This window comes from Mycolicibacterium arabiense (assembly GCF_010731815.2).
In the GTDB taxonomy this organism is placed as follows: Bacteria; Actinomycetota; Actinomycetes; order Mycobacteriales; family Mycobacteriaceae; genus Mycobacterium; species Mycobacterium arabiense.
On sequence record NZ_AP022593.1, the window covers coordinates 1,658,129 to 1,678,879 of the forward strand.

General features: G+C 67.5%; 24 protein-coding genes. 8 read left to right on the forward strand and 16 right to left on the reverse strand.

Annotated features, from left to right (window positions below; translation table 11 throughout):
* The first annotated feature begins 16 nt into the window (after positions 1–16).
* On the forward strand, positions 17–607 hold the full coding sequence (locus G6N61_RS09655; protein ID WP_163918320.1) for a TetR/AcrR family transcriptional regulator: 591 nt from the start codon (positions 17–19) through the stop codon (positions 605–607).
* Here G6N61_RS09655 and G6N61_RS09660 read toward each other — a convergent pair.
* The 4 genes from G6N61_RS09660 to G6N61_RS09675 all read right to left on the reverse strand — a co-directional run bounded on the left by G6N61_RS09660 (position 599) and on the right by G6N61_RS09675 (position 4,536).
* Complete coding sequence (locus tag G6N61_RS09660; protein WP_163918321.1) at positions 599–1,102, reverse strand: nuclear transport factor 2 family protein; 504 nt, start codon at positions 1,100–1,102, stop codon at positions 599–601. The two genes, G6N61_RS09655 and G6N61_RS09660, sit on opposite strands and share 9 nt — an antisense overlap.
* Positions 1,103–1,131: 29 nt before the next feature.
* Positions 1,132–2,094 (reverse strand): class 1b ribonucleoside-diphosphate reductase subunit beta, encoded by a 963-nt coding sequence (nrdF, locus tag G6N61_RS09665; RefSeq protein ID WP_163924719.1) that lies wholly within the window; start codon positions 2,092–2,094, stop codon positions 1,132–1,134.
* A 145-nt stretch (positions 2,095–2,239) separates the two neighbouring features.
* A complete protein-coding gene (locus tag G6N61_RS09670) occupies positions 2,240–3,760 on the reverse strand; it encodes a flavin-containing monooxygenase (protein WP_163918322.1) in 1,521 nt (506 codons plus the stop codon).
* 35 nt (positions 3,761–3,795) lie between these two features.
* On the reverse strand, positions 3,796–4,536 hold the full coding sequence (locus tag G6N61_RS09675) for a TetR/AcrR family transcriptional regulator (protein ID WP_235887469.1): 741 nt from the start codon (positions 4,534–4,536) through the stop codon (positions 3,796–3,798).
* Positions 4,537–4,662: 126 nt separating this feature from the next.
* Between G6N61_RS09675 and G6N61_RS09680 the strand changes: the two genes are divergently transcribed.
* Entirely contained in the window at positions 4,663–5,847 is a 1,185-nt protein-coding gene (locus tag G6N61_RS09680) for a geranylgeranyl reductase family protein (protein WP_163918324.1), read from the forward strand.
* A gap of 8 nt (positions 5,848–5,855) precedes the next feature.
* Here the strand turns inward: G6N61_RS09680 and speB are convergent, their stop codons facing one another.
* Genes speB through G6N61_RS09695 form a run of 3 tightly spaced genes read right to left on the reverse strand, consistent with a single transcriptional unit; the run spans position 5,856 to position 9,166 of the window.
* Entirely contained in the window at positions 5,856–6,953 is a 1,098-nt protein-coding gene (gene speB / locus G6N61_RS09685; RefSeq protein ID WP_163918325.1) for an agmatinase, read from the reverse strand.
* Positions 6,954–6,986: 33 nt separating this feature from the next.
* A complete protein-coding gene (locus G6N61_RS09690) occupies positions 6,987–7,598 on the reverse strand; it encodes a TetR/AcrR family transcriptional regulator (RefSeq protein ID WP_163918326.1) in 612 nt (203 codons plus the stop codon).
* A gap of 5 nt (positions 7,599–7,603) precedes the next feature.
* On the reverse strand, positions 7,604–9,166 hold the full coding sequence (locus G6N61_RS09695; protein WP_163924720.1) for an ABC transporter substrate-binding protein: 1,563 nt from the start codon (positions 9,164–9,166) through the stop codon (positions 7,604–7,606).
* Between the two features lie 183 nt (positions 9,167–9,349).
* On the opposite strand from G6N61_RS09695, the gene G6N61_RS09700 reads away from it, so the two are divergent.
* Complete coding sequence (locus tag G6N61_RS09700; RefSeq protein ID WP_163918327.1) at positions 9,350–10,147, forward strand: SDR family NAD(P)-dependent oxidoreductase; 798 nt, start codon at positions 9,350–9,352, stop codon at positions 10,145–10,147.
* A 9-nt stretch (positions 10,148–10,156) separates the two neighbouring features.
* Here the strand turns inward: G6N61_RS09700 and G6N61_RS09705 are convergent, their stop codons facing one another.
* Together G6N61_RS09705 and G6N61_RS09710 are read right to left on the reverse strand one after the other, a co-directional pair.
* Entirely contained in the window at positions 10,157–10,498 is a 342-nt protein-coding gene (locus G6N61_RS09705) for a cupin domain-containing protein (RefSeq protein ID WP_163918328.1), read from the reverse strand.
* A 43-nt stretch (positions 10,499–10,541) separates the two neighbouring features.
* Positions 10,542–11,255, reverse strand: a complete 714-nt coding sequence (locus G6N61_RS09710) for a LysR substrate-binding domain-containing protein (RefSeq protein ID WP_163918329.1) — start codon at positions 11,253–11,255, stop codon at positions 10,542–10,544.
* 28 nt (positions 11,256–11,283) lie between these two features.
* Between G6N61_RS09710 and G6N61_RS09715 the strand changes: the two genes are divergently transcribed.
* Together G6N61_RS09715 and G6N61_RS09720 are read left to right on the forward strand one after the other, a co-directional pair.
* Positions 11,284–11,670 (forward strand): DUF5997 family protein, encoded by a 387-nt coding sequence (locus G6N61_RS09715; RefSeq protein WP_163918330.1) that lies wholly within the window; start codon positions 11,284–11,286, stop codon positions 11,668–11,670.
* 6 nt (positions 11,671–11,676) lie between these two features.
* Positions 11,677–12,156 carry a hypothetical protein gene (locus G6N61_RS09720; protein WP_163918331.1) on the forward strand — a complete coding sequence of 160 codons (480 nt, stop codon included), beginning with the start codon at positions 11,677–11,679 and terminating at the stop codon, positions 12,154–12,156.
* Here G6N61_RS09720 and G6N61_RS09725 read toward each other — a convergent pair.
* From G6N61_RS09725 to G6N61_RS09745, 5 genes are all read right to left on the reverse strand, one after another.
* On the reverse strand, positions 12,134–12,298 hold the full coding sequence (locus tag G6N61_RS09725; RefSeq protein ID WP_170314460.1) for a hypothetical protein: 165 nt from the start codon (positions 12,296–12,298) through the stop codon (positions 12,134–12,136). The genes G6N61_RS09720 and G6N61_RS09725 overlap by 23 nt on opposite strands.
* Positions 12,299–12,305: 7 nt before the next feature.
* Positions 12,306–14,411, reverse strand: a complete 2,106-nt coding sequence (gene nrdE / locus G6N61_RS09730; protein ID WP_235887614.1) for a class 1b ribonucleoside-diphosphate reductase subunit alpha — start codon at positions 14,409–14,411, stop codon at positions 12,306–12,308.
* A 26-nt stretch (positions 14,412–14,437) separates the two neighbouring features.
* A complete protein-coding gene (gene nrdI / locus G6N61_RS09735; protein ID WP_163918333.1) occupies positions 14,438–14,887 on the reverse strand; it encodes a class Ib ribonucleoside-diphosphate reductase assembly flavoprotein NrdI in 450 nt (149 codons plus the stop codon).
* A 37-nt stretch (positions 14,888–14,924) separates the two neighbouring features.
* A complete protein-coding gene (locus G6N61_RS09740; protein ID WP_163918334.1) occupies positions 14,925–15,167 on the reverse strand; it encodes a redoxin NrdH in 243 nt (80 codons plus the stop codon).
* A 462-nt stretch (positions 15,168–15,629) separates the two neighbouring features.
* A complete protein-coding gene (locus tag G6N61_RS09745; RefSeq protein ID WP_163918335.1) occupies positions 15,630–16,172 on the reverse strand; it encodes an NADPH-dependent FMN reductase in 543 nt (180 codons plus the stop codon).
* 87 nt (positions 16,173–16,259) lie between these two features.
* Between G6N61_RS09745 and G6N61_RS09750 the strand changes: the two genes are divergently transcribed.
* The 3 genes from G6N61_RS09750 to G6N61_RS09760 are packed head-to-tail and all read left to right on the forward strand — an operon-like array spanning position 16,260 to position 19,135.
* Complete coding sequence (locus G6N61_RS09750) at positions 16,260–16,877, forward strand: TetR/AcrR family transcriptional regulator (protein ID WP_179973597.1); 618 nt, start codon at positions 16,260–16,262, stop codon at positions 16,875–16,877.
* 4 nt (positions 16,878–16,881) lie between these two features.
* On the forward strand, positions 16,882–17,961 hold the full coding sequence (locus tag G6N61_RS09755) for a DNA polymerase IV (RefSeq protein WP_163918336.1): 1,080 nt from the start codon (positions 16,882–16,884) through the stop codon (positions 17,959–17,961).
* Positions 17,962–17,971: 10 nt separating this feature from the next.
* Positions 17,972–19,135 carry an AAA family ATPase gene (locus G6N61_RS09760; protein ID WP_163918337.1) on the forward strand — a complete coding sequence of 388 codons (1,164 nt, stop codon included), beginning with the start codon at positions 17,972–17,974 and terminating at the stop codon, positions 19,133–19,135.
* A 3-nt stretch (positions 19,136–19,138) separates the two neighbouring features.
* On the opposite strand, the gene G6N61_RS09765 is transcribed toward G6N61_RS09760, so the two are convergent.
* Positions 19,139–19,999: an SDR family oxidoreductase gene (locus G6N61_RS09765; protein WP_163918338.1), complete on the reverse strand. Its 861-nt coding sequence runs from the start codon at positions 19,997–19,999 to the stop codon at positions 19,139–19,141.
* A 23-nt stretch (positions 20,000–20,022) separates the two neighbouring features.
* Positions 20,023–20,688, reverse strand: coding sequence for a TetR/AcrR family transcriptional regulator (locus G6N61_RS09770; protein ID WP_163918339.1), 666 nt, complete (start codon positions 20,686–20,688; stop codon positions 20,023–20,025).
* Between the last annotated feature and the right edge of the window lie 63 nt (positions 20,689–20,751).

The following is a 20,751-nucleotide window of genomic DNA, read 5'->3' on the forward strand; positions in this document are numbered from 1 at the left end:
GGTTTACACTCGACGGATGAAGACGGCACCCACCGCTCGCGGCGAGGCCACGCGTCAACGACTGATGGACGCCGCCGCCTCCGAGTTCGCCGAACGTGGGATCGCCGGCGCCCGCGTGGACAGGATCGTCGCAGCGGCACAGTCCAACAAGGCGCAGCTCTACCAGTATTTCGGCAGCAAGGATCGCCTGTTCGACGCCGTCTTCGAGAGCCACATCGCATGGCTGGTCGACGAGGTGCCGCTCGACGCGAGGGATCTGCCCGGGTACGCCGTGGCGCTGTACGACAACTGCCTCAAGCGCCCCGCCCTCGTCCGGCTCGCCGCCTGGATGCGGCTGGAACGCAACCCCACCGGCACGCTGCTTCCCGATGGGCGGGACGCGGAGAAGGTGACACTGATCGAAGCGGCCCAGGCAAGCGGCCACGTAGATCCGTCGATCGATCCGGTGGACGTGCTGTCCATGCTGACCGCGATCGCGCTCAGCTGGTCGCCGTCGTCCCTTCAGGTGACGGCGTCGGCGCGGGAACCGCGCAAGGTGCACGACCGCCGCCGCGCCGCGCTGGCCCGGGCGGTGAGCCAGGCCTTCGATGCGTCCCCGTCAGGGTGAGGCGAGTCGTGGTGGGGTGATGTTCCGATCGGGATGGGGTCCGGGAATCGCCATCCCGGGACCCGGCGTCCACGCGGATTCGCCGATCAGCTCGCCGATCTCGGCGATGTTCAGCACGTCCAGCTCGTAGTCGAAGAGTCCGTCGCCCGCGTGGTGGAGCAGCGAGAACGCCGGTGCCTGATAGTGGGAACCGTCGGCGCGACTCCCGGGCAGCCGATTCCACCAGTACGTCACCAGACGGTCGCCGTCGACCATCGTCCACTCCTCCGGGAAGGTCCACCCCTGGAAGCCGGCCATCGAGTGGTCGAGGTAACGGGTGATCTCGTCACGACCCTGCACCCGGCCCCAGGCCGGATCGACGAAGACCGCACCCTCGGTGAACCAGGCGCCAATGGTCGACCACGGCGCCTCTCCCGTCACGCAGAGTTCCCGCTGCGCGACGTATCGGCGGTAGGACTCCAGGGCTTCCCGTTCGCGGGCGTTCAACTCTGCCATCGTCGCCTCGAGGTCTCGGCGCCCGAGAGCTAGAAGTCCCAGTCCTCGTCTTCGGTGTTGACGGCCTTGCCGATGACATAGCTCGACCCCGAGCCGGAGAAGAAGTCGTGGTTCTCGTCGGCATTGGGGCTCAACGCCGACAGGATGGCCGGATTGACGTCGGTCTCGTCCTTGGGGAACAGCGCCTCGTAGCCGAGGTTCATCAGCGCCTTGTTGGCGTTGTAGCGCAGGAACTTCTTGACGTCCTCGGTCAACCCGACCCCGTCGTAGAGATCCTGGGTGTACTCCACCTCGTTGTCGTACAGCTCGAAGAGCAATTCGTAGGTGTAGTCCTTGAGTTCGGCCTTGCGGGCGTCGTCGGCGAGCGCGAGGCCCTTCTGGAACTTGTAGCCGATGTAGTAGCCGTGCACGGCCTCGTCGCGGATGATGAGGCGAATCATGTCGGCGGTGTTCGTCAGCTTGGCGCGGCTGCTCCAGTACATCGGCAGGTAGAAGCCCGAGTAGAACAGGAAGCTCTCCAGCAGGGTGGAGGCGACCTTGCGCTTGAGCGGATCGTCGCCCTTGTAGAAGTCCATGACGATCTGCGCCTTGCGCTGCAGGTTCGGGTTCTCCTCCGACCAGCGGAACGCCTCGTCGATGTCGACCGTCGAGCACAGCGTCGAGAAGATGTTGCTGTAGCTCTTCGCGTGCACCGACTCCATGAACGCGATGTTGGTGTACACCGCCTCTTCGTGCGGGGTCAGCGCATCCGGGATCAGGCTCACCGCGCCGACGGTGCCCTGGATCGTGTCCAGCAGCGTCAGACCGGTGAAGACCCGCATGGTCAGCTGCTTCTCGTGCTCGGTCAGCGTGCCCCAAGACGGGATGTCGTTGGACACCGGCACCTTCTCCGGCAGCCAGAAGTTACCGGTCAGGCGTTCCCAGACCTCGGCGTCCTTCTCGTCGGGGACGCGGTTCCAGTTGATCGCCGAGACGCGGTCGACCAGCTTGATTCCTTCGGACACCAGAACCCCATTTCACTGCAGAAGAGTTGTCGCCGAGACGACTTGGCCAGCTGAAGGCGACACTACCCCTGGGGTCCGACATCGCGGGAGAACACAACCACTTGTGGTCGCGTGTCGTGACGCGAACCGTTCGTCAGCGTCCGGAGAACGTGAACTCCGAGCGACGCAGGCGACGCGTGGCGAGCCAGTACTGCCAGGTCATCCCGCCCCACAGCGTCCGGTTCCTGCCGTGGGAGTCCATGTACCAGCTGCTGCAGCCGCCCGTGCTCCACACCGACCTGTCCAGGTCGGCGTGCAGCTGCCGGTTGAACTCGTCCTGTGCGCTGCGCTTGGGCGCCAGCGCCTTGACGCCTGCCTTGTCGACGGCGGCGATGGCCTGGGCGACGTAGCGAATCTGCGCCTCGATCATGAACACCACCGAGTTGTGGCCGAGACCGGTGTTCGGCCCGAGCAGGAAGAACAGGTTGGGCATGTCGGCGACGGCGATGCCGCGGTGCGCCTCGACGCCCTCCCGGTTCCACCGGTCCACCAGGTCCTCGCCGCCGGGGCCCTTGATGTCGACGTAGGTGTAGGAGTCGGTCACGTGGAAGCCGGTGGCGAACACCACCACGTCCACTGGGCGCTCGCGCCCGTCGGCGGTCTTGATCCCGTTGGCCGTGAACCGGTCGATGCGGTCGGTGACCACCTCGGTCTTCGGGTTCGCGATGCCGCCGTAGTACGTGTCCGAGTTGAGGATGCGCTTGCAGCCCGCGCGGTAGTCCGGCGTGAGCTTGCGGCGCAGTTCGCGGTCCTTCACGCTGCGGCGGATGTTCCACTTGCCGAGCCACGACCCGACGCGCAACAGAGCCGGCTGCTTGGTCATGCCGAAGCCGACCACCTCGTGGGCCCAGTAGATGCCGAGCCGGGTCAGCGCCCTGGTGCCCGGGACTTCGGTGAACACGCGCCGGATCCACTCGGGCAGCGCGTTGTTGGGCCGCGGCATCACCCACGGTGGGGTGCGCTGGTAGACCTGCAGCTCGGCCACCTGATCGACGATGGCGGGCACCAGCTGGATCGCGCTGGCGCCGGTGCCGATCACCGCGACGCGCCTGCCGGTGATGTCGACGTCGTGGTTCCACTGGGCCGAGTGGAAAGACTCTCCCTCGAACTCGTCGAGCCCGGCGAACTCGGGCACCAGCGGAATGTGCAGTGCCCCGGCGCCCGAGATCAGGAACTGTGCGACGTACTCGTCGCCGTCGGCGGTGAAGACGTGCCACGCCGACTCGTCCTCGTCCCAGTGCGCACGCTCGACGTGAGAGTCGAACCGTACGTAGCGGCGCAGGCCGTACTTGTCGGCGACGCCCTTGAGGTAGTCGAAGATCTCGGGCTGCAACGACCACATGTGGCGCCAGTCCGGCTTGGGCTCGAAGGAGAAGGAGTACATGTGCGACGGGATGTCGCAGGCGCAGCCCGGGTAGGTGTTGTCGCGCCAGGTGCCGCCGACGTCGTTGGCCTTCTCAAGGATGACGAAGTCGACGTCCTGCTTCTGCAGCGCGATGGCCATGCCCAGCCCGGAGAATCCGGTGCCGATGATGAGTGCGCGGGTGCGGACGGGCTCCGAACGAACGGAATCTGAGCGGACGGACGTGTCGTCGGCCTGAGCGGCTACGGTCATGCCGACAGAATACCTGGGAACCCGGGTACCGGATATCAGGCGACGGATTCGCGGCGCTGCACGCCCTCGTGCAGCGGCAGTTCTGCGTCGATCTCGATGCCGAGCAGCTCGCACGTGCCGTTGATCGCGCCCAGCATGATCGTCGCCATGTACCCGACGAATTGCTCGCGTGGCATCCGGCGCTCGCTGTCCACCTGAGGCCCGAGCCACCAATCGGTGGCGGCCGCCGCCGACCCGTAGGTGGTGTACGCGGCCAACTCGATCGCAGCGCTGTCGAGTTCTATCTCGCGCAGTTCGTTGCTGAACATGCTCGCCATCGCGAGCGTGACCTCGCGACCCTCGTTCAGCGCTCGCATCGTCGACTCGCTCTGCTCGGCGAACCGCCCCTGGATCAGGAACCGGCAGACGTTGGGATGCTGATCGACCAGTAGGACGTACTGCTCGACGCTGCGCCGGATCACCTCGCGGGCCGGGTCCTTGGCGATGTCGATGTGCGGGAAGATCGCCGCCCACAGCATGTCCCGCAGCCGCTCGCCGATCGCCTGGAACAGGTCCGACTTGTCGGTGAAGTGGCGATAGATCTTCGGCTTGGCGGTGCCCGCTTCCTCGGCAATCTCGCGGAGGCTTACCTCGGGACCGAGGGTGTCGATGGCGCGAAACGCCGCGTCGACGATCTCCGAACGGACCTTCTTGCGGTGCTCCCGCCAGCGTTCGCTGCGCGCGTCGACCTTCACCCCGGGTTGGGGCCCCGGACGGGGTATCGACGGTCTGCGCACGAAGTTACTGTACCCGCTGGTACCGCCTGACCTGCTGTACCGCGCCGTTCCGCTCGGCCCGCTGGGCCCTGTCGCCGCGGGTACGATCATCGCCGAGATGCAGCCCCCGCGAGTGAGACGAGGCCCATGACGCAGCGATACGACCTGGTGATCGCCGGAGGTGGACCCTCGGGTTCGGCCGCGGCGTGGCAGGCCGCTCGAACCGGCGCCAAGGTCGTCGTCCTGGACAAGGCTCAGTTCCCGCGCGACAAGCCCTGCGGTGACGGCCTCACCGCTCGCGCCGTCAGCTATCTGCAGAAGATGGGTCTGGCCCACGAGGTGTCCGCGTTCCACCGGGTCAACCGCGTGACGGTGTTCAGCCCCAGCGCGTGGGAGCTGTCGTTTCCCCGGCGGCCGGGCATGCCCGACCACGGCCACACCGTCAGTCGCACCGAACTCGACACCCTGCTGCTCAAGCATGCGGAGTCCGCGGGCGCCGAGGTGCGCCAGGGCGCGGAGGTCAGCGCGCCGGAGGTCGACGCGAACGGTCGCGTCGTCGGCGTCGTGCTCAAGGGCGGCGAGAAGGTCTTCGGCGACGCGGTGATCGCAGCCGACGGCGCCTACTCCCCCATCAAGCGAGCGCTCAAGATCGACTCGGAGTACAACGGCTATTCGGCTATCGCGATCCGCTCGGAGATGCACGCCAACCGCCCGGACACGGACTCGCTCGACATCTACCTGAAGCTGGTGTTCGAGGGTGACCAGCTGCCCGGGTACGGCTGGGTGTTCCCGATGGGCAACGGCGTGTTCAACATTGGGCTCGGCTACGTCAACAGCTACAAGAACTGGCAGTCGATCAACGCGACGCAGTTCCTCGGCGAGTTCCTACGCACGCTGCCGCGGGATTGGGAACTGCCGCCGATCGAGGAACTCAAGAAGAACAAGAGCGTGCGGGCCTGGCGGCTGCCGATGGGCTTCACGGCATGGCCGCCGTGGCGGCCCGGCGTGCTGTTCACCGGCGACTCGCTGGGTGCAGGCAAGCCGGCGTCGGGCGCGGGCATCTCCAAGGCGCTCGAATCCGGTCTGGCGGCAGGCGAATGCGCGATCGCAGCGCTCACCAACGGCGGGCCCGACGACTTCACGAACTACGCCCAGCGCATGGAGGCGGCGTGGGGCCGGGAGTACCGGCGTGGTCGCTACATGCACCAGTTGATCGGCCGGCCGAAGCTCGCAGGCGCTGGTGTCAAGCTGATCGACAACGCCGCGTTCCGCGACCGCATGCTCAAGGCGCTGTACAAGAAGGCCCAGGGGCCGCAGCACACCCCGAAGTAGTCGGCGCCCTAGTGGTGGTGGTGATGCGGTCGGGCCCCGCCCTCCCCACGTCGGCGCGCGGCCTCGCCTTCGGCGATCAGGCGGAGCTGTTCGTCGACCTCCCGTCCCGCGAGCAGCGGCTGACTGGGATCCCAGGTCGTCCCCTGTTCGGCGTCCTTGCGGCGGCGCGCGATGGCCGATATCACCTCCAGGACGACGCGGTTGCCGAGCAGTGCCGTGATGTCGGCGTGGTCATACGGCGGTGCGACCTCGACGACGTCGACGCCCAGGACGGGCAGCTCGTAACAGATCCGCCGCACGGCATCGAGTAGCTCGCGCGCCGAGAAGCCGCCCGGCTCAGGGGTTCCCGTGCCCGGTGCATGACCCGGGTCGCACACGTCGATGTCGACCGACAGGAACACGCCGTCGCAGTCGTCGGTGGCGATCGCGAAGGCCTCGGTCAGGCAGGTCTCCAACCCCCGGCTCACGATCTCGGTCATCTCGTAGGACCGTAGGCCCTGGGCGGCCATCCACTGCAGCACCGGCTCGTCGGGCCAGTACCCGCGCAGCCCGAGCTGCAGGAAGCGATCACCGCGCAGTGCGCCGGACTCGATCAGCCGCCGCATCGGCAGACCGTGCCCTACCAGCGATCCCGAGTGGAGGTCGCCGGTATCGGCGTGGGCGTCGAAGTGGATCATCGACACCTTGCCGAACCCGTGCTGACGGGCCACCCCGGTGTGATCGGGCCAGGCGATCGTGTGGTCGCCGCCGAGGATGATCGGGATCGCGCCGGCGGCGGAGACCTTGTAGACCTCTTCCTCAATCAAACCGACTGCCTGCTCGATGTTTCCGTTGTAGAGGGCGACGTCGCCCGCGTCGTACACCTTCAGGTCCTTGAGCCCGTCGACCCGCAGCGCCAGGCTGGGGCGGGACCCGTCCTGCGGCAGGTAGCAGGCCTGGCGTAGCGCCGACGGCCCGAAGCGGGCGCCCGAACGGTACGTCGTGCCGCCGTCGAGCGGCGCTCCCAGGATGACGATGTCGGCATCGGCGTAACTCGACACGTCGTCGAGGTCACACCGCGGCACGCCGAGGAAGGTGATGTCCGGTCCGAATGCGCTGCCCAGCAATTGACTTCCGCCTTCTGTGTGGTGAGCTGACGCTCAGGTGGTTTCGTGCATGGCGATCAAGGCCCGGAACGCGTGCCGGATGGTGGCGCGGATCCGTCGCTTGTCCACCGGTCCCAGCGGTCGGTAGATGTTGTCGATCTCCAACCCCGCGGTCACCGCCATGATGGTGCGGGAATCCAGTTCGGGCTGACGGGAGCCGAGATCGCGGAACAGCCGGCTCAGCGCCGGAACCATTGCGGCATACCATGCTTCGAACATCGGGCGCAGCCGCTCATCCCGGCTGGCCTCGGTCACCAGTTCGTAGCGCGTGACGATCGCGCCCTGCGGTGACGTGAACCCGTCGATGATCATGTCGGCCACGGCGTCGGCCAGTTGGTCTGGCGACATCGACGGCGACAACTGCTCGGCGGTGCGGACCACCCGTTCGATCTCGCGGTCCGACAGCTGCGCGAAGGCCTGCGCGACCAGATCGGCCTTGTCGTTGAAGTAGTAGCTCAGCGCACCCAGTGGGATTCCGGCCTGATTGGCCACCACCCGCATCGAGAGCCCGGCCAGGCCCACCTGCGCCATGACCGCTATCGCGGCGTCGATGATCGCGGTGCGACGCTGCACGCCACGGGCGGTGTTGCCCGTCTGGGTCGCCACTCACCTCACCCCTGATACGTGACCGTGGAGAAGTCGGTGTCCCACATCCAGGCCGGCTGGCTGCTCCAGTTGGAGTAGCCCTTCCGGGCGGCGATCGTGTTGTGGAGGTCTCCCAGATTCACCCAGCACATCGAGTCACGGTAGGCCTTCGCCGCGTCGACATACAGTGCCTGCGACCTGGCCGGGTCGGGCTCGGCGCTTCCGGCGTCGAGCAATTCGTCCGCTGCGGGCACCGTGCAGCCCTGCAGGTTGACCGGTGCGTTCGTGTACTGATAGATCCGCGACCACGTATCCGGGTGCGCGGCATCGGGATTGAAGGAGGCCAGCAGCAGGTCGGGCCGCTGGTCGGGGTTGTCGACGAGCGCGAAGAACTGCGCGAGGGGGAAGTCGCGGACTGTGGCGGTCAGCCCCGCCTGCTGCAGGATCACCTGCATCTGGTTCGCCAAGTCCTGCAGGCTGCTGTCGCCGGTGGGGAAGCCGATCTCGACGTCGCCCCCTGCGGCACCCAAGGCCTTCAGCTTCGACGGGTCGAAGGCGTGGACGTCGGGGACGGCGCCGTCGGGCAGCATCCCGGTCGGATAGAACTGCGTGGACGGGGTCCCCTGATCGCCGAACACGGCTGCGGTGAGCGCGGTTTGGTCGAGGCCGGCGGTCAGCGCCGCCCGGGCCGGGGCCGGCCCGAAGACGCGCGAGTCGGGGTTGACCATCACCAGTGCCTTCACGAGAGCGCTCTCCTGCCGCACCTCGGTGTTGGGGTTGGTGCTCAGCCCCTCGTAGTCGCCCTTGGACAGCCCGTGCAGGATCATGTCGAGCTGACCGTTCTCCAACTGCAGCCGTTGCACGGCGGTCGCTGGGATGACCGGCAACGAGACCGTGGAGATCTGCGGCTTCTCGCCCCAGTAATTCGCATTGGCACTGAGCGTGTAGTGACTCGCCGGAACCGCCTCGGTCAGCTCGTAGGGCCCGGTGCCCGCGGTGTGCGATGCCAGCCATGCCGCGGCGCGGTCATCCCCGGCGGCGTTCCCGGCGATGGCGGCAGGACTGGTCATCAGCGGACCGTAGGGCGAGGCCAGATAGTCGAGGAACGGCGCCACCGGCTTGCCGAGCGTGACGACGAAGGTCTTGGGGTCGGGTGTCGTCATGCCCGTGACGTCGGCGAGCATGTACGACGGACCGGCTGCCATGTCGATCCGGCGCTGGAAGCTGGCCATGGCTGCTGCGGAGTCGAACGGCGTTCCGTCGGAGAACTTCACACCGTCTCGCAACGTGAACGTGTACGTCAGACCGTCTGGTGAGACAGCCCATTTCGTGGCGAGCAGGCCCTCCACCTTCGTCGTCCCCGGTGCATAGCGCAGCAGACCCTGGTACGCCGAGGTCATGATCAGCAGTCCCTCGGGCTGGTAGAACACGTCGGGGTCCAGCGGCGGCGGGTCGGACATCATCGGGGTCCGGATCGACGACGTCAACGCCTCGGCGTCGGTCGCCTGATTGCTGGAACCCGAGCAGGCCGTGGTCGCCAACAGCAGGACGGTCGCGGCCAGGGATGCGAGGCCGGACATGCGATTCATGCTCACGTCAACGAGTGTCGGCGCGGTCCATTTCGTCGGCGTGACATGGCGGTTACTAGTTTGTACGAACGTCCAAGTTTTGGTCGTTCGACCTAGAAACGGGTCGGATGGCGATCTAGTGTTCTCGCCGACAGGCCCGCCCAGCATGGGTTGGCACGCTGAAATCGGAAGGGACGTAACACGATGCCCACAAAGGTGCCCGCTGCATTCGATCTGACCGGCCAGGTGGCGCTCGTCACGGGATCGAGCAGCGACCTGGGGATTGGGTTCGCATCAGCCCGACTCCTGGGCCAGTTCGGTGCGTCGGTGATGGTCACCGGGACCACCGATCGCGCGGCCGAACGGGCCGCCGACCTGCAGGCCGAGGGCATTGCCGCGCATTCGTTCGTCGCGGACCTGATGGATCCCGACGCAGCTCGCGAGCTGGTCGCCGCGACGGAGGCGGCGTTCGGCAAGGTCGACATCGTCGTCAACAACGCGGGGCTGGCGTCGGTCCACAGCCCAGAACGCCCCAACTCGCTGATGGTGATGACCGACGACGAGTGGGCGCTGGCGCTACGGCGAAACGTGGATAGCGCGTTCTTCGTCACCCGGGCCGCGCTGCCCGGCATGGTCGAGCGCGGGTACGGGCGGATCATCAACGTGGCCTCGACCGCCGGCATCCTCACCGCCTACACCGGGGACGTCGGCTACCACACCGCCAAGGCAGCGATGCTGGGGATGACCCGGTCGGTCGCGGTCGACTACGCGGCCGACGGCGTGACCGCCAACGTGGTGGTGCCGGGCTGGATCGCGACGGCCGCCCAGCTTCCGTCCGAGGTCATCGCGGGCATGGCCACACCGCTGGGCCGGTCGGCGACCGCCGCAGAGGTGGCCGCGGGTGTCGCGTTCCTGGCCGTACCGGCCGCCTCGTACGTCACGGGCACCACGTTGGCGATCGACGGCGGGAACTCGATCACGGGCGCGAAGGTGGCCGGCTGACCCGCCAGGTCAGAGCTTCTTGACCACCGTCAGCAGGACCACTGCGTCCTCGAGAGCGGCCAGGTTGTGCCGCTCGAGCGGGAGCAGCAGGTAGTCGCCCTCGGCGCACTCCACGGCGTCGGCGTCGTCTGCGGACGTGGCGACGCGCACCCGTCCACGGAGCACCAACAGCGTTGCCTGGCCGGGGCTTTCGTGATCATCGAGTCGATTGCCCTCGGTCAGCGCGATCACGGTCTGACGCAATTCGTGGTCGTGCCCACCGTAGATGGTGTGGGCAGAGCGCCCGGCGTGGGCGCTGCGTGCCGCCTCGAGTTGTTCGCCTGCCAGTGCCGTCAACGACAACGTCTCCATGCGTGCTCGCCTACCCACGCCCGCGGGAGTCAAACCGGGTGCGTCAGCGTCGACCGCGCTTGGCCGGACCCGGCTTGCGGGCGACCTTGCCCGCCGCGGCCCGGGCGGCCTGCTTTGCGAGGGTCTTCTCCCGCGCCGTGCGCTTCGGCGGCGGCTCCGCTCGCCCGCGCGACGAACCCGGGGTGCGTCCCCGGACGATGCCGATGAACTCCTCGACCAGCACCGGCGGCGGCCCCTCGGGGAAGGCGAGCGCCACCGGACAGCCGGGTGCCTCGGCGATCGGACGGTACGTCAGGTCCTTGCGGTGGTGCAGCCGCGCCAGCGACTGCGGAACGACGAGAACACCGACGCCCGCGGCTACGAGTTCGGTTGCATCACGGGTGGTTTCGGGCCGATGCTCGGCCGGCACGCCGGGGGCGGCAGGCCAGGCGACCACGTCGTCCAGTGGGATCAGGACCGGCTCGCCGTGGAGGTCTGCGGATGTGACGGTGTCGACGGCGGTGAGGACGTGGTCGGCAGGCACCACCACCACCGTCGTCTCCTCGTAGAGGGGGATGACGGCCAGCCCGGACGCATCAGCCGGCGGGCGAAGCAGCGCCACGTCGACCGATCCGGTCCGCACTGCGTCGGCGGCGTCAGCGGCATCGACGGCGCTCAACCGGAGCGGCACGTCGGGGTGGCGTTCGGCCCAGATCCGGGCCCACTTCGCCGGCGTCACACCGGGCACGTACCCAACGGTGAGCGAGGACGGGGCCACGGCCTCAGGCTACCGATAGGCTCTGCGCATGAGCAGGCCGAACGCGCAGTCCATGAAACCCGCCACCGCGGCAAAGAAGCTGGACGTGTACCTGCTTGCGACACCACCGGAGTTCCAGGAAAACGCGATCACCCGCTCCGAGCTGGCCGCCTTGGCGGCCGACCCGCCGCAGTGGCTCAAGGACCTCCGCAAGAACGGCCCGCACCCGAAGAACCTCGTCGCGGCGAAGCTGGGTGTCTCGATCGCCGGCCTCGCGCGCGGCGGCGTCACCGAAGCGCTCACCACCGAGCAGATCAATGCGCTGCTCGAAGAGAAGCCCGAGTGGCTGATCGCCGAACGCGAGAGCTATCAGACCGTGCTGCGCGAGGAGCGACGCCTCAAGGCGCAGCGCGAGGACCAGGCCCGCGAGGGCTGAGAGCTGATGAACCGGGTAGCCGCAGCGACGGTCGTCTTCGGCGGCTACACCGCGGTGATGATGCGCCTGGACGGTCGAATGCGTGCCGCCGGCGGCCCCGGCATCATCGCGTTCGAGCTCGCGGGCACGGCCGCCCGCGCTGAGCGCATCACGAGCGCCTGGGGCCCGGACGGCCGGAGGGCGGCCCGCCAGTCGATGTGGCTCGATTTCGGCTACATGACCAGTTACGGCGTCTTGCTCGGACTGCTCATCGATCGGCGCAGTCGGCGCCAGGGTCGTCGGGCGTGGCTGCCGGTCGTAGCCGCCGTAGCCGTCGCGGCCGACGCCGTCGAAGGAGTCGCACTCCTGCGCGTGCTCGACGGGCGGGAAGTCGCAGTGAACGCGCGCCGGGCTCGGGTTGCGGCGATCAGCAAGTTCGCGACCATCGCGTTGTCGCTGGGTTACGCCGCATGTCCGTGGCCCGCTAGCGGAAGAACTTGTCGCTGACGCGGTCGAAGAAGTCGTCGATGCGCTTCTCCGCCCGACTGCCCGCGACCCATTTCTCCCAGGCGTAGATCGCGCCGAACATCGCGACGACGATCCCGAGGACCAGGGCGGTGATGAGGATGACCTCGACGGTCGTCGACATCAGCTGCTCACAACATGCAGCTGACGCAACCCTCCACCTCAGTGCCCTCCAATGCCATTTGGCGTAGGCGGATGTAGTACAGCGTCTTGATGCCCTTACGCCAGGCGTAGATCTGCGCCTTGTTCACGTCGCGGGTGCTGGCGGTGTCCTTGAAGAACAGCGTCAGCGACAGGCCCTGGTCCACGTGCTGGGTGGCCGCGGCGTAGGTGTCGATGATCTTCTCGTAGCCGATCTCGTACGCATCCTGGTAGTAGTCCAGGTTGTCGTTGGTGAGGTACGGCGCCGGGTAGTAGACGCGCCCGATCTTGCCTTCCTTGCGGATCTCGATCTTGCTGGCGACCGGGTGGATCGACGACGTCGAGTGGTTGATGTAGGAGATCGAGCCGGTCGGCGGAACGGCCTGCAGGTTCTGGTTGTAGATGCCGTGCGTCTGCACCGACTCCTTCAACCGCTTCCAGTCCTCCTGCGTGGGGATCCGGATGCCCGCGTCGGCGAACAGCTGTCGCACCCGCGGCGTCGCCGGCTCCCACACCTGATCGGTGTACTTGTCGAAGAACTCACCAGATGCGTACTTCGAGTCCTCGAAGCCACCGAAGCGCGAACCGCGTTCGATCGCAATGCGATTCGACGCCCGCAGCGCGTGGTAGAGCACCGTGTAGAAGTAGATGTTGGTGAAGTCGACGCCCTCTTCGGAGCCGTACATGATCCGCTCGCGGGCCAGGTACCCGTGCAGGTTCATCTGGCCCAGCCCGATGGCGTGGGATTCGTTGTTGCCCTGCTCGATGGACGGCACCGACGTGATCGAGGTCTGATCGCTGACCGCGGTCAGGCCGCGGATCGCCACCTCGATGGTCTGCGCGAAGTCCGGCGAGTCCATCGCCTTGGCGATGTTGAGCGACCCGAGGTTGCACGAAATGTCCTTGCCGACCTTGGCGTACGACAGGTCCTCGTTGAACTCCGAGGGCGTCGACACCTGCAGGATCTCCGAGCAGAGGTTGCTGTGGGTGATCTTGCCCTTGATCGGGTTGGCGCGATTCACGGTGTCCTCGTACATGATGTACGGATAACCGGACTCGAACTGCAGCTCGGCGAGGGTCTGGAAGAACTCGCGCGCCTTGATCTTGGTCTTGCGGATACGGGCGTCGTCGACCATCTCGTAGTACTTCTCGGTGACCGAGATATCGGCGAACGGCATCCCGTACACGCGCTCGACGTCGTACGGCGAGAACAGGTACATGTCCTCGTTCTTCTTGGCCAGCTCGAACGTGATGTCCGGGATCACGACGCCCAGCGAGAGCGTCTTGATCCGGATCTTCTCGTCGGCGTTCTCGCGCTTGGTGTCGAGGAACCGGTAGATGTCGGGGTGGTGCGCGTGCAGGTACACCGCGCCCGCGCCCTGTCGTGCCCCGAGCTGATTGGCGTACGAGAACGAGTCCTCGAGCAGCTTCATGATCGGGATGACACCGGAACTCTGGTTCTCGATGTTCTTGATCGGCGCGCCGTGCTCGCGAATGTTGGTCAGCAGCAACGCCACTCCGCCGCCGCGCTTGGACAGCTGGAGCGCCGAGTTGATCGAGCGGCCGATCGACTCCATGTTGTCCTCGATGCGGAGCAGGAAGCACGACACGGGCTCGCCACGCTGCTTCTTGCCGGAGTTGAGGAACGTCGGGGTGGCCGGCTGGAACCGGCCGTCGATGATCTCGTCGACGAGCTTCTCCGCCAGTGTGGTGTCACCGGCGGCCAGCGTCAGCGACACCATCACGACGCGGTCCTCGAAGCGCTCGAGGTAGCGCTTCCCGTCGAACGTCTTGAGCGTGTAGGAGGTGTAGTACTTGAACGCACCGAGGAACGTCGGGAAGCGGAACTTCTTCGCGTACGCCCGGTCGAGCAGCGTCTTGACGAAGTTGCGCGAGTACTGGTCGAGCACCTCGCGCTCGTAATACTCCTTCTGCACCAGGTAGTCGAGTTTCTCGTCCTGGTTGTGGAAGAAGACCGTGTTCTGGTTGACGTGCTGCAGGAAGTACTGGTTGGCGGCTTCCCGGTCCTTGTCGAACTGGATCTTGCCGTCGGCGTCGTACAGATTGAGCATCGCGTTGAGCGCGTGGTAATCCATCTCGCCCGGCAGGGCGTGAGGCGCGACTACAGGTTCTGCAGTGACGGTTGGTGACACGTCTGGTCCTTCCAAAAGTCTTTTAAGCCGGCACGGACGGCGAAGACGTCGTCCGTGGTGCCCATCAGTTCGAAGCGGTACAGGTACGGCACGCCGCACTTGCGGGAGACGACGTCCCCGGCATAGCCGAACTCGGCGCCGAAGTTGGTGTTGCCCGCGGCGATGACGCCGCGGATCAACGACCGGTTGTGTTCGTCGTTGAGGAAGGCGATCACCTGCTTGGGGACGTATCCCCCGGCATCGGGATCGGGGCCGTTCGCGTGTCCACCGCCGTATGTCGGCAACACCAGCACGTAGGGGTCGAGTACCTGAATCCGCTCGCGGAGCGGAATGCGGATCGCAGGCAGTTCCAGCTTCTCGACGAAGCGGTGGGTGTTCTCGGAGACGCTGGAGAAGTAGACGAGATTCGTTCCCGACATCCCGCTTCCTCCTTCCTGGTCGCCGATCACCCGGTCGTCAGGCCGTGACCGCGACGGCTCCGCCGAGGGTCTTGATCCGGTCGGGCCGGAAGCCCGACCAGTGGTCGCCACCGGCCACCACGACGGGAGCCTGCAGGTAACCGAGCGCCATGACGTAGTCGCGCGCCTCGGGGTTCTCGGTGATGTCGATGACGTCATACGCGACGCCCTGCTTGTCGAGCGCCTTGTAGGTGGCGTTGCACTGCACGCAAGCCGGCTTGGTGTAAACGGTGACGGTCATCTGCGGCACGACTCCTCTGCGGAAACTGACTGACTGGCTACTGCTGCTCACTGATGTTCAGCGACCCACGGACCCTTGAAATTCCTGCGCTCCCGGCCGATCGGGGCGACGAATCCACCCGGGTCCGAGACCCGATCCAGCCGGATTGTGCGCTCCGGCCGACCTGCGATTCGGTGAGGAACCGTGGGGGTCTGTCGGTCTGCAAGACACTACACCTAGTGGCCGACAAGCGATACGGATACAAGATGTTCTGAACGACATTCATGGAATTCCCTGGTCGTAAGCGCTCAGCCCCGGAAATCACCGGCGTGTCGCACGTCACATCGGCGCCGTGTCGTGCGTTCGACGCCGTTCTATCAGGCGGCACCGACACCGAACCGGCCCGCGGCTTCGGCGGGCCCTCCAACAGCAAAGCCGCCGGCGCACCCGATCGGGCGCGCCGGCGGCTTGGGGACGAGCGGGTCAGCCGACCTCGGCCACCAGCTTCTCGACGACGTCTCGCAGGTCGGAGACCACCTCGGCGTTCTCGCGCGGGTGCTTGCCGTCGAACGACGCGGCCGGGATGGACAGCTTGAGGTCCTCGACCACCCGGGCGCCAGCGATCCCGAAGGACTTGCGGGTCTCGTCGTGCGCCCACACCCCGCCGTACTGGCCGAGCGCAGCACCCACCACCGCGGCGGGCTTGCCTGCGAACGCGCTGTTGCCGTACGGCCGCGACAGCCAGTCGATGGCGTTCTTCAACACGCCGGGGATGCTGCCGTTGTACTCGGGCGTGACGATCAGCGCGGCGTCGGCCTCGGCGGCCGCCGCACGCAGTGCTCGCACCGGTTCCGGGGCGTCGTCGTTGTCGATGTCCTCGTTGTAGAAGGGCACCTCACCCAGCCGGTCGAACAGCTCGACCGTCGTCCCCGCAGGCGCGACGTCGGTGGCGAGTTCGGCGAGTTGCCGATTCACCGACTCCTTGCGGAGGCTGCCCAGCAGAACCAAAACCTTGGCGTTCGACATCTTCCATTCCCTTTCGTAGCCCCTCGATGCTTGCACAGGATAACCGGACCATGGTCCGATTAATTCCGGCTGAGCTAAAGTGCGTTGGTGGCAGCCATCAACGAGTCAGCTGGGCTGGCCGGGCTGCCGGTCACCGATTCTGCGCCGCACGAGCGTGGCGATGCGGCCCGCAACAGAGCGCTGCTCCTCGACGCGGCGCGCGCGCTCATCGCCGAGCACGGCGCCGACGCGGTCACCATGGACGACGTCGCCTCGGCTGCCGGGGTCGGCAAGGGCACGCTGTTCCGTCGGTTCGGCAGCCGCGCGGGCCTGATGATCGTCTTGCTCGACGAGGACGAGAAGGTACAGCAGCAGGCCTTCATGTTCGGGCCGCCGCCGCTCGGACCCGGGGCCTCGCCGGTGGAGCGGCTGCTGGCCTACGGCCGTGAACGCCTCCGCTTCGTCTGGGACCACCGCGCACTGCTCTCGGACGCCGGCCGCGATCCGCAGACCCGGTTCAACGCGCCCGCGATGCTGCACCGCTCCCACGTCCGGATGCTGCTCGCCACCGCGGGCACCAGCGGTGACCTCGACGGCCAGGCCGACGCGCTGCTGTCCCTGCTCGACTCCGACTACGTCACCCACCAGGTCGAGGACCTCGGCCGCAGCCTCGAGACGCAGGGCCAGGCCTGGGAGGACGTGGTTCGAAAGCTGTGCGGGACTTGAGCTCGTGAGTTGGGTCCTGCACGTCGACCTCGACCAGTTCCTCGCGTCGGTCGAACTGCGGCGCCGTCCCGACCTCGTCGGGTCGCCGGTGATCGTCGGCGGCAACGGCGATCCGGCCGAACCACGCAAGGTCGTCACCTGCGCGTCGTACGAGGCACGTGAATTCGGCGTCCACGCGGGCATGCCGCTGCGCGCGGCGGCACGCAAGTGCCCCGATGCGGTGTTCCTGCCGTCGGACTCCGCCGCCTATGACGAGGCGTCGGAACAGGTGATGGGCCTGCTGCGCGATCTCGGCCACCCCGTCGAGGTGTGGGGATGGGACGAGGCGTACGTCGGCCTCGACGACCCGGACGGCACGGTCGACCCCGTCGAGTTCGCCGAGCGCATCCGCACCGTCGTCGCCGCCGAAACGGGCCTGTCGTGCTCGGTCGGCATCAGTGACAACAAGCAACGGGCCAAGGTGGCGACGGGGTTCGGCAAACCGGGCGGGGTCTACGCGCTGACCGACGAGAACTGGATGGCCGTCATGGGCGACCGGGGGGTCGACTCGCTGTGGGGCGTCGGCCCGAAGACCACGAAGCGTCTCGCGGGCATGGGCATCACCACCGTGGCCGACCTCGCGAACACCGACCCCGCGGTGCTCACCGACGCCTTCGGCCCGTCGACGGGACTGGGGATCCTGCTGCTCGCCAAGGGCGGCGGCGACGAGACCGTCCGGTCCGAGCCGTGGGTGCCGCGCTCGCGCAGTCACGTCACCACGTTCCCGACCGATCTGACCGATCGCGACGAGATGGACTCGGCCATCAGGGCATTGGCGAGGCAGACCCTCACCGAGGTGGTGGCGCAGGAACGCATCGTCACCAGGGTCGCGGTGACCGTACGCACCAAGACGTTCTTCACCAGGACGAAGATCCGCAAGCTGCCCGCACCCACCACCGACGAGGCAACGGTCGTCGAGACGGCGCTCGCAGTGTTCGACCAGTTCGAACTCGACAGACCGGTGCGCCTACTCGGCGTGCGACTCGAGTTGGCCATGACGGGCTCGGATTCCGCCCACCCCGAATCCGTCGGACTCCCGGGCTAGCGTCGCCACCGTGCTGCACACCGTCGCCGTCCGGGGCTACCGATCGCTGCGCGAAGTGATCATGCCGCTGCGCCGCCTCACCGTCGTCACGGGCGCCAACGGCACCGGCAAGTCGTCGGTCTACCGCGCGCTCGGTCTGCTCGCGGCCTGCGCGCGCAACGAGGTCATCGGCTCGCTGGCCCGCGAAGGCGGCCTCGAGTCCGTGCTGTGGGCCGGGCCAGAAGGGCTCGGCGGAGCGCGTCGTACCGGCACCGTCGAGGGCATCACCCGCAACCGGCCCGTCTCACTCGAACTCGGGTTCAGCTCAGACGACTTCGGCTACCTGATCGATCTCGGACTGCCCCAGTACGCCGGTCCGAAGTCGATGTTCGCGCGCGACCCGGAGATCAAGCGCGAGGCGGTCTTCGCGGGCCCGCGACTGCGCAGGAGTGCGACGCTGGTGTCGCGCGGCCGCGACTACGCCGAGGTGGCATCGGAGTCCGGGAGCGGGTTCGACCCACTCACCAAGTCACTGCCCGCCTACCGCAGCGTGCTGGCCGAGTACGCGAGCGCCGGTGCGCTGCCGGAACTGGCCGCGGTGCGGGACCGGTTGCGCACGTGGCGGTTCTACGACGGCTTCCGGGTCGACGCCGGGGCACCCGCACGCCAGCCGCGCGTCGGCACCCGCACGCCCGTGCTCGCCGACGACGGCGCCGACCTGGCCGCCGCGGTGCAGACCATCGTCGAGGCGGGTTTCGACGATCTGCATCGCGCGGTCGCCGAGGCCTTCGACGGGGCCACGGTGTCGGTGGCCGCCAACGACGGCCTGTTCGAACTCCAACTGCAGCAGAAGGGGATGCTGCGCCCGTTGCGCACCGCCGAATTGTCCGATGGCACCTTGCGCTTCCTACTGTGGGGAGCTGCGCTGCTCAGCCCGTCGCCGCCGTCGCTGATGGTCCTCAACGAACCGGAGACGTCGCTGCACCCCGACCTCATCGCACCGCTGGCGGCGATGATTCGGTCGGCCGCGGCGGTGACGCAGGTCGTCGTGGTCACGCACTCCCCCGCCATGCGCGAACTGCTGGCGGACGAGGGGGACGCCGCGGAGATCGAACTCCACAAGGACTGGGGCGAGACCCGCATCACCGGTCAGACGAATCTGACTGCGCCACCGTGGGATTGGGGTAAGCGCTGAGGGTCAGCCTGCCTTCGACGGCCGCAGCGCCTTGGTGAAGATCACGTTCACCTGGCGCATGGCGACGCTGTACGGCCACCACGCGAACCGCTTGAAGGCGTACAGCGCCCGGATGTCGGGCGAGGTGTAGATCAGGTAGCGGTTGCGTCCCACGCCGACCAGGATGCGGTCGGCGACGTGCTCGGCCGACACGGCGTGGCCACCGAACCGGTCGACCCACTTGCGCACCTGCGGGTGCTCGCGGTCCACGCCTGCGATCTCGACCGTCTGCACCAGCGGCGTCTTGACGGCGCCGGGAACCACCAGCGACACCCCGATGCCGTGGCGCGCCAAGTCGAATCGCAGCACCTCGCTGACGCCGCGCAGCCCGTACTTGCTCGCGCTGTACGCCGCGTGCCACGGCAGCGCGACGAGGCCGGCAGCCGACGACACGTTGACCAGGTGACCGCCGCGACCAGCGGCGACCATGGGTGGGACGAACGACTCGATGACGTGGATCGGTCCCATCAGGTTGATCGACACCATCGATTCCCAGTGCCGGTGCTCCAGCGTGCTGACGGTGCCCCATGCCGACACGCCCGCGATGTTCATCACGACGTCCATGGCCGGGTGCGACGCGTGGATGTCGGCGGCGAACGCGGCCACCTGTTCGTAGTCCGAGACGTCGAGCGCACGGTGCGCGCTGACCTGGGCACCGAGTGCGCGGGCGTCGGCCACCGTCTCGGCGAGCCCCTCGGCGTTGCGGTCGGTGAGGAACAGTTCGGCACCCTCGCCGGCCAGCTTCAGAGCCGTCGCCCGGCCGATGCCGCTGGCCGCCCCGGTGAGGAAGCACCGTTTCCCTGCGTAACCGCTGCGCTGCGCCATGCAGCCGACCCTACCGGCGGGGGTCAGCGCAGTTCGGTGGCGTCGCCGCCCCACAGCGCGTTGAGCCACAACCGTTCGACGACGTCGAGTGCGCGGGCGGGATCGGTGCCGCGGCCCACGAAGCCGCTGTCCCGGGACAGGGTCATCGCCGTCGTCGCCGTCAGCATGCGGACCAGGGCGGGCAGGTCGTCGGTGATGGGTCGGGCGCCGGAGTCCTGCCGGACGAGGCCGACGATCTTCTCGATCACCGTGTCCTCGAAGTCGTTCATGATCTCGCGGATCTGGGCGTCGGTGTTCTGCGCCAACGTGAATGCCTGCATGACGGGGTCCCTGCTGCCGAACACCGCGGCGGCGCTGCCGACCATGCGCTTGGCGAACTCCGCCGGGGTCTCGTCGGGCTCGCGTGGGGCGTAGTCGTGGGTGAGCTTGTCCAGCTCCTCCATCGCGTCGGCCACGATCACGGCGAGCACGGCGTACTTCGAGTCGAAGTAGAAGTAGAAGCCCGACCGGGCGACCCCGGCCCGCTCGCTGATCATGCTGACCGAGAGGTCGGCGAACGACTTCACCTCGAGCAGTTCGCGGACGGCGGTGATGATCGCCTCGCGTTGGCGGTCGCCTCGGCTGCGACGGGGCTCGGCGTCGGCGGAGACCGATGCCGACACCGATGCGGTCGACGAGTCGGGGGTCATGGGCATCCACCTTGGCACCGCGCCACGCCTGGGACAAACTTGACAGGCGTCAAGACAGCACAT

Excerpts from the sequence above, each read along its gene's own strand:
- nrdE (WP_235887614.1), bottom strand. The coding sequence starts at position 14,411 with ATGGATTACCACGCGCTCAACGCGATGCTCAATCTGTACGACGCCGAC.
- G6N61_RS09765 (WP_163918338.1), bottom strand. The coding sequence starts at position 19,999 with ATGGCGCAGCGCAGCGGTTACGCAGGGAAACGGTGCTTCCTCACCGGG.
- G6N61_RS09745 (WP_163918335.1), bottom strand. The coding sequence starts at position 16,172 with ATGTCGAACGCCAAGGTTTTGGTTCTGCTGGGCAGCCTCCGCAAGGAG.
- G6N61_RS09655 (WP_163918320.1), top strand. The coding sequence starts at position 17 with ATGAAGACGGCACCCACCGCTCGCGGCGAGGCCACGCGTCAACGACTG.
- G6N61_RS09700 (WP_163918327.1), top strand. The coding sequence starts at position 9,350 with ATGCCCACAAAGGTGCCCGCTGCATTCGATCTGACCGGCCAGGTGGCG.
- nrdI (WP_163918333.1), bottom strand. The coding sequence starts at position 14,887 with ATGTCGGGAACGAATCTCGTCTACTTCTCCAGCGTCTCCGAGAACACC.
- G6N61_RS09725 (WP_170314460.1), bottom strand. The coding sequence starts at position 12,298 with ATGTCGACGACCGTCGAGGTCATCCTCATCACCGCCCTGGTCCTCGGG.
- G6N61_RS09695 (WP_163924720.1), bottom strand. The coding sequence starts at position 9,166 with ATGAATCGCATGTCCGGCCTCGCATCCCTGGCCGCGACCGTCCTGCTG.
- G6N61_RS09680 (WP_163918324.1), top strand. The coding sequence starts at position 4,663 with ATGACGCAGCGATACGACCTGGTGATCGCCGGAGGTGGACCCTCGGGT.
- G6N61_RS09660 (WP_163918321.1), bottom strand. The coding sequence starts at position 1,102 with ATGGCAGAGTTGAACGCCCGCGAACGGGAAGCCCTGGAGTCCTACCGC.
- G6N61_RS09740 (WP_163918334.1), bottom strand. The coding sequence starts at position 15,167 with ATGACCGTCACCGTTTACACCAAGCCGGCTTGCGTGCAGTGCAACGCC.
- G6N61_RS09715 (WP_163918330.1), top strand. The coding sequence starts at position 11,284 with ATGAGCAGGCCGAACGCGCAGTCCATGAAACCCGCCACCGCGGCAAAG.
- G6N61_RS09770 (WP_163918339.1), bottom strand. The coding sequence starts at position 20,688 with ATGACCCCCGACTCGTCGACCGCATCGGTGTCGGCATCGGTCTCCGCC.
- G6N61_RS09720 (WP_163918331.1), top strand. The coding sequence starts at position 11,677 with ATGAACCGGGTAGCCGCAGCGACGGTCGTCTTCGGCGGCTACACCGCG.
- G6N61_RS09670 (WP_163918322.1), bottom strand. The coding sequence starts at position 3,760 with ATGACCGTAGCCGCTCAGGCCGACGACACGTCCGTCCGCTCAGATTCC.
- G6N61_RS09705 (WP_163918328.1), bottom strand. The coding sequence starts at position 10,498 with ATGGAGACGTTGTCGTTGACGGCACTGGCAGGCGAACAACTCGAGGCG.